Genomic DNA, 5,477 nt, shown 5'->3' on the forward strand with positions numbered 1-5,477 from the left:
CGCCGGGCGATCTGCGGGGCGACCAGCGCGACGAAGGCGATCGGCCCGGCCGCCGCGGTGGCCGACGCGGCGAGCAGCACTGCCAGGACGACCAGGGCGACCCGGCTGCGCCCCGCCCGACCGGACAACACCGTGGCGAGGTCGTCACCGAGTTCGAGCAGCCGGAGCTTGCGGGCCAGCACCGTCAGCACGGGTACCGCCGACGCCAGGGCGAGTCCGATCGTCGTGACGTGCGTACCGTCGCGGTTGGCGAGACTGCCGCTCAGCCAGGCCGCGGCGCTGAGCAGGCGGTGGTAGTCGGCCTGGGTGAGCAGGTAGGAGACGGCCGAGCTGAGCATCGCCGCCGTCCCGATGCCGACGAGCACGAGCCGGTACCCGGTCAGCCCGCGCCTGACGGAGATCGCGACGATGGCCACCGCGGTGAGCAGCGCCCCGGTCAGCGCGCCGAACACGGTGGCCACCCCCGTGCCGCCGAGGACGGTCAGCACCACCAGGGCGCCGACCGCGGCGCCGGTGTTCACGCCGATGACGTCCGGGCTCACGAGCGGATTCGACGCGATCCGCTGCAGGATCGCGCCGGAGAGCGCGAAGGCCGCGCCGACCCCGAGTCCGGTGACCGCGCGGGGCAGGCGGTTGCCGACGACGACGTCGTACTCGACGAGCGAGCCGCCGCCCCCCAGGATCCGCAGGACGTCGGTGACGGCGACGTCGAACCGGCCCAGGGTCAACGACAGCGTGGCGAGGATGACGGCGGCCGACCACGTGAGCACCGTCAGCACGGTGGAACGCCGGTCGAACCGGAACACGACCGCGTCCCCACGGGTGCGCAGCAGCAGGGTGCCCGAGCCTGCGGTGCTCACAGCTGCGCCACCTTCCGGTTGCGCACCAGGTGCAGGAAGAACGGTGCGCCCACCAGTCCCAGGACGATGCCGACCTGGAGTTGCTCGGGCCGGACCAGCACCCGGCCGAGCACGTCGGCCAGCAGCAGAACGGTCGGTGCCAGCAGCACGCACCACGGCAGGATCCACCGGTAGTCCGGCCCGGCCAGAGCGCGGGCGAGGTGCGGCACCGCGAGCCCCACGAACACGATCGGCCCCGCGACCGCCGTCGCCGAGCCGGCCAGCAGCAGCACCGCCACCGCCGCCAGGATCCGGGTGGTGACCAGCCGCGTCCCCAGGCTGCGGGCCAGGTCGTCGCCGAGGGCCACCGTGTTGAGCCGACGGCTGACGGTCAGCGCCGCACCGAGCCCCAGGATCACGAACGGGGCGACCGTGCCCAGCTCGCCGGTACTCGCGCGGGTGAGCGAACCGACGGCCCAGAACCGGTACTCCTCCAGCGTGGCGGCGTCGAGCAGGGTGACGGCGGTGGTCAGGGAGCCGATCATCGCGGTGAACGCGGCCCCGGCCAGGGCGAGTTTGACCGGCGTCGCACCACCCCGGCCGAGCGACCCCAACGTGTGGACGACCACCGCCGACACCGCGGCCCCGGCGAAGGCGAACCACAGGTGGCCATCCACCGACGTCAGTCCGATTCCCGCCATGGCGAGCACCACGGCGAACGACGCGCCCGCGTTGATGCCCAGGATGCCCGGGCCCGCCAGCGGGTTGCGGGTCAGCCCCTGCATCACCGCGCCCGCCACGCCCAGGCCGACCCCGGCGAGCAGGCCGGTGACCGTCCTCGGCAGCCGCACGTACCGCACGATCCGGTCGACGTCGTTGTCCGCGGGAGAAAGCAGCGCGGGCAGGATGTCGGCCGGGGACACCGGATAGCTGCCGACCGCGAACGACAACACGCAGGCGCCGAACAGGACGGCCCCGGCCACGAACAGGCCGCCGGTCCTGCCGGTCCCACCGGTCAGCAGACCGTCCCGTCGGGCGCGCGCGGCACCGGGCCGCGCGGCGGGTGCCGTGGTCACCGTGGTCGTCACCGCCCGGACTCGACCCGATCGGGATGCAGGTAGGAGGCGACCAGCTCGATGCTGTGCGCGGCACGGATCCCCGCCGACCGGTCGGCGAACAGGAACGGGTGCACCGCGTCCCCGGCGACCGCCGTGACGCCCGCGAGGGCGGGACGTTCCTTGATGGCCCGGACCTCGCTCTCCGCGTCCTGCCTGGTCAACTCGGCGTCGCAGCAGAGGTCGGTGAGGATGACGTCGGGGTCGCGGGCCACGAGCTCCTCGACACCCACGTCGAGGTTGCGTTTGTCGGTCAGGTCGCCGAACGCGTTGGTCCCGCCCGCGCGTTCGATGATGCGCGAGCCGAAGTCGATCCCGCCCGCGACCCGGAAGCCACCGTCGTCGCCGGGGGAGACGATCGCCACCGACGGCCGCGACGCCCCGGCGACCGCGTCCTCGACCGCGGCGATGCGCCGTTCGAGGTCACCGATCACCCGCTCCGCGTTCTCCTCGACGTCGAACAGCGCGCCGAGGTCGCGCAGGTCCCGGTAGACGGTGTCGACGCGGACCGACCCGGGGTCGATCGACCGGTCGGTGCGGCCGTCCTCGCTCGGACACAGCGGGCTCAGGATCCAGCTCTGCACCCCGAGTTCCCGCAGACTCGCCCTGGTGCCGACCGAGCTGTCCGCACCACCCCGGGCGAAGAAGCCGTTGAACCCGGAGAGCACGAAGTCGGGATCGGCCTGCAGCAGTTCCTCCCTGCCGGGCAGGCTGGGCCGGTAGTCGGTGCCCGCCTGCTGATCGGCGTACTCCGGCAGCACCCGCGCGTCCAGGAAGGCGGTGCCGACCAGCCGGTCGCTGATCCCGAGCGCGTGCGCCATCTCGATCGCGGGTTGGTACGCCGCGTACACGCGCTCCGGCGGTCCGTCGACGGCGACGTCGATACCGCAATTGGTGCGGGTGACCGTGCCCGGGCCGGACGCCGCCGTCTCCGGTGCGGGTGGGGCGCACCCCAGCAGCGCGAGGAGGAGCACAGCGCCGGAGGCGAACAGGGTGCGGGTACGCGATGCGGTGCGAGTCATCCAGACCGCCCTTCCAGGTCCTCGTGGAACGGGTCACTCGGGTGCCGTGGCCGGTCTCCTGGCTGACGGGTGCTGCCGCGCTGTGCCTGCCTTCCCGGGGCTTCGCCCCAGTGGCCCGCCCGTCGGGCGGACGGCACAACACTTCCCGATCACAGTGGCGAGGGCCGCGCCGGTGTCCCACCGGCTTCCCGTGCACCACGGCACGATCGACGCTAGCAGGTCCGGTCCACCGCGTGTGGGCGTCGTGCGGACCGGGCCGCCGGTTGCGGTGCGACCGGCGGGCATGTCGGCGCGGTTTGCCCTGGTGGGAGGCGGGTTGCGGCGCCGGGGCGCCCGGGGTCGATTCCGGCGAAGGCCCGGTGTAAGCGGTGTGTGCTCGGTACACTGCGCTCGGCGTCCGGTGGCACCGAACTGCGGAAGGGGTGGTGTGCGATGCCGACCTACGAGGACCCGGAGTTGACGAAGGACTCCTCCGGCCCGATCTCCGAGGGATCCGGGGCGATCTTCGGGGCGATGGGCGGCGGTGGCCAGGTGGCCGAGATGGCGTCCGAGGCGGAGAAGATGGTCTCCTCCGCCGAGTCGGGCGGCTTCATGGTCAGCGAGGACGCGGGCCAACCGATCCGCGATTCTCTCGCGAGAATTCAGGAAAGTGTGCGGACGACGCTTTTTGAGTTCGAGAACCTGATCAGTGCGGAACCACCATTGGGTGACCATCCTTATGGACGACAGGTCGCTCGGCGGCAGCGGGAGATCCTGGTGGACGACGCTGGGTCGCCGCTGGAGATGTTGCGGGAGCTGGAGCGCGTGTTGGGGGACGCTGATGAAGCTCTGAAGATAGCCATGAAGAGGTACAAGGAATCTGAGTCAGCGGCATCGGGTTCGATCGCTCATCACCAAGTCTGAAGAAGTGGATGGGGCAAGTGCGCAATGTATCGCTCGGCCTGCTCGTTCTCGTATCTCTCGTGTCGGCGAGTTGCTCCGAAGCCATGTCCGGATCGCCCCAGTCCGATGTGACTGGGGAGGTATCGCGTAGCGCATCGGGTGTGACGGCCGAGAAACCTGGGCCGGCGGCAAACAGTGACATCTCCACCGTCGAACCGTGTGACCTGGTCGACGATTCTACGTTGTCTCGTTTCGCGGAGTTCGTGGAAAAAAAGGCGAAGAAGACCCAAACGGGCGAGCCGTACTGCACGTGGTCTGCTTCTCGAACCAGTGCCAGCAGTGAAGAATGGCCGCCTATGGTGGGAGTTCTGATCGATCCGGACGCAGGGCTGGACCAGTTTCAGGATCGAGGCGGCGGCCTGCAACGAGGAAAGACCGATAACGGGCGTCCGATCATACGGACGACGAGCGACTCCGGATGTGCTGTCGGTATGGCGGTAGAAGACGATGTCCATGTCGTCGTCTCCGCCGGAATCAAAGATATCGAGGAGAGTTGTCGGGTTGCCGATCAGCTGGTCGAGGTAGTTGACCAAAAAATTCCTTGGGTGTGATGGTGATCATGAGTCCGGAAAACGGCAGTGATGGAGTATCCGCAGAAGAGTTTCTGGCGATGTCGCCGGGTGAGGCGCGCCAGTACCTGGAAAGTGGAAAGCCGTTGCCCGCTCTGTCCGACACGCAGAAAGCGCAACTCGCGCCGGGGTTGGCGGAGGACTATACGTATTCCTACGGCAGCGGTCGTGCAGGATGGTTCGGGCGAACTCTGGAGACTGTAACGGACGCCGCGGAAGTCCACGAGATTCGAGCGCGGCGTCGTGAGGAGTTGGCGTCAGGCGACTACGAGTATCACGAAGGTGTCGCACCGTCGGATGGCAACTACAGGGCGATCGAACATCAGAAGATCGCGGAATGGGTCAGACCGATCGAGGGCCAAGGTATCATGGTCTATTCCGACGGGTACCACAATCTGTCCAAGGTCATGGAGGAGATCGCCACCGATCTGCGGGAGAGCATCGGCAAGTCGAAACAGGGTTGGCAGGGCGCCGCGGCGGACAGGGCACACGGGTACTTCACGGGCCTGAGCGAGTGGGCTGAGGGAAACTCGCAGAATGCGAAGAAGGCCTCCGAGGTCGTGTACCGGGAGTCCGAGGCGGCGACCGCAGCGAAGAACAGCATGCCCGAGCCGGTCCCGTTCGACATGCGGCAGGAGGCTTCGCAGTGGTTGACCGACCCGTTGTCGTTCGATGACAGGATCACCGAGACGATCGAGAAGCATCAGCGGAGTCAGGACGCGCATGACGAGGCCGCGCGGGTGATGAGTCAGTACGACGCGGACCTCAACGAGGCGGGGAACAGTCAGCCGGTCTTCGCCAAGCCGCCGACGTTTACCGGCTCCGACAGCGGTGCCGGTGATGCGGGCAGCGGTGTGCGGAACATTTCCGGTACGGGCACGCAGACGAGTGCGTCCGGTTTCGCCGGGGGAGCACCGGGTGGTGGTGTCCCCGCGCCGGCCGGAGGTGCAGGGGGAAGTTATTCCCCCGCGCCGATGCCGGGCGGAGCGA

At 69.1% G+C, this 5,477-nt stretch carries 6 protein-coding genes and 1 riboswitch; of the genes, 3 read left to right on the forward strand and 3 right to left on the reverse strand.

All coding sequences use genetic code 11. From position 1 onward, the window contains the following. The 3 genes from ACTIR_RS26140 to ACTIR_RS0101020 all read right to left on the reverse strand — a co-directional run. Nucleotides 1-860: FecCD family ABC transporter permease (locus tag ACTIR_RS26140; RefSeq protein ID WP_034237720.1), on the reverse strand; the 860-nt coding region annotated here is incomplete at its 3' end. After that, complete coding sequence (locus tag ACTIR_RS0101015) at nt 857-1,927, reverse strand: FecCD family ABC transporter permease (RefSeq protein WP_026452890.1); 1,071 nt, start codon at nt 1,925-1,927, stop codon at nt 857-859. The genes ACTIR_RS0101015 and ACTIR_RS26140, both read right to left, overlap by 4 nt. Next, nucleotides 1,924-2,976: an ABC transporter substrate-binding protein gene (locus ACTIR_RS0101020; RefSeq protein WP_026452891.1), complete on the reverse strand. Its 1,053-nt coding sequence runs from the start codon at nt 2,974-2,976 to the stop codon at nt 1,924-1,926. Before ACTIR_RS0101020 ends, ACTIR_RS0101015 begins: the two co-directional genes overlap by 4 nt. 31 nt (nt 2,977-3,007) lie before the next feature. Further along, a riboswitch (cobalamin riboswitch) is annotated at nt 3,008-3,191 on the reverse strand. A 217-nt stretch (nt 3,192-3,408) separates the two neighbouring features. On the opposite strand from ACTIR_RS0101020, the gene ACTIR_RS0101025 reads away from it, so the two are divergent. From ACTIR_RS0101025 to ACTIR_RS21050, 3 genes are all read left to right on the forward strand, one after another. Beyond that, nucleotides 3,409-3,879 (forward strand): hypothetical protein, encoded by a 471-nt coding sequence (locus ACTIR_RS0101025; RefSeq protein WP_026452892.1) that lies wholly within the window; start codon nt 3,409-3,411, stop codon nt 3,877-3,879. A gap of 17 nt (nt 3,880-3,896) precedes the next feature. Continuing rightward, nucleotides 3,897-4,469, forward strand: coding sequence for a DUF3558 family protein (locus tag ACTIR_RS25060; protein WP_161629605.1), 573 nt, complete (start codon nt 3,897-3,899; stop codon nt 4,467-4,469). After that, the coding region (locus ACTIR_RS21050) for a PPE domain-containing protein (RefSeq protein WP_154663625.1) at nt 4,466-5,477 on the forward strand (1,012 nt) is incomplete at its 3' end. The genes ACTIR_RS25060 and ACTIR_RS21050, both read left to right, overlap by 4 nt.

Source organism: Saccharomonospora iraqiensis subsp. iraqiensis (assembly GCF_000430445.1).
Classification (GTDB): Bacteria; Actinomycetota; Actinomycetes; order Mycobacteriales; family Pseudonocardiaceae; genus Saccharomonospora; species Saccharomonospora iraqiensis.

Excerpts from the sequence above, each read along its gene's own strand:
- ACTIR_RS0101020 (WP_026452891.1), bottom strand. The coding sequence starts at position 2,976 with ATGACTCGCACCGCATCGCGTACCCGCACCCTGTTCGCCTCCGGCGCT.
- ACTIR_RS0101025 (WP_026452892.1), top strand. The coding sequence starts at position 3,409 with ATGCCGACCTACGAGGACCCGGAGTTGACGAAGGACTCCTCCGGCCCG.